At 75.5% G+C, this 950-nt stretch carries 1 protein-coding gene and 1 pseudogene; both read right to left on the reverse strand.

Annotated features, from left to right (window positions below):
• Positions 1 to 155 (reverse strand): annotated as a pseudogene (locus ACJA3G_RS37655) (keto-deoxy-phosphogluconate aldolase); the annotation flags it as partial.
• Between the two features lie 62 nt (positions 156 to 217).
• Positions 218 to 950 (reverse strand): peroxide stress protein YaaA (yaaA, locus tag ACJA3G_RS37660; protein ID WP_406557497.1); only part of this gene is annotated, 733 nt, incomplete at its 5' end.

Here is a 950-nt window from a genome sequence, read left to right on the forward strand (position 1 = left end):
GCCCGGATCGCGTCGAGCGCGGCGGGCGTACGCAGGGTCACCTCGATGGCCGGCAGCCCGCCCGCCACGAGGGCCCGCGCGAGCGGTACGGCGTCGGCGGCGTCGTCCAGGACGACCACGGGGACGACGGGGGCGAGGTCCAGGACGGAGGTCATACCGGCATCCTGCCGGGGGGTGTCGCAGGGCGCAACGAGCGTTGCACCCTGCGCAACGGGGGTCAGTGGATCTGCTCCACGACCACGTCCAGCGCCCACGGCTTGCCCGGCTTGGCGGGCGGGGCGCACTCCACCACGTACCCGAGGTCGCGCAGGGCCTCCACGAGCCGCGCCGGGCCGGCGGGGGCGGCGCCGTCCGAGAGCAGGTCCCGCAGGAGCCGTCCCTTGGTGGCCTTGTTGAAGTGGCTGACGACCGAGCGCTTCTCGACGCCGTCGACGGTCCGGGAGTGCAGTACGCGTACGGTCGCGGTCCGCCCGGCCACCTCGCCGCCGGGCTTCCAGGCGGCGGCGTACGCGGAGGAGCGCAGGTCGAGGACGAGACCGGTCCCGGCGGCCTCGGTCATGACCGGGTCCATGACGCCGCGCCAGTACGCCCCCAGCGCGCCGAGCCCCGGCAGCCTCACCCCCATCGAGCAGCGGTACGAGGGGATGCGGTCGGTGACGCGGACGGCACCCCACAGCCCCGAGAAGACGAGCAGCGACTTCGCGGCGCGGCGCCTGGCGGCGGGGTCGAGGGTGGCGAGGCCGAGGGCGTCGTAGAGGACGCCGGTGTAGATCTCCCCGGCGGGGCGGGTGCCGGCGGTGCGGAGCGCGGCGTTCTTGGCGATCTCGCCACGCAGGCCCTCGCTGAGGCCGAGTACTTCGCGGGCCTTGTCCTCGTCCGCGAGGCACAGCTCCACGAGCTCGTCGAGAACGGCGGCGCGGGCGGGCCGCAGGGCGGGGAGCGCCAGCGTC

The organism is Streptomyces sp. YS-3, assembly GCF_045257485.1.
Classification (GTDB): Bacteria; Actinomycetota; Actinomycetes; order Streptomycetales; family Streptomycetaceae; genus Streptomyces.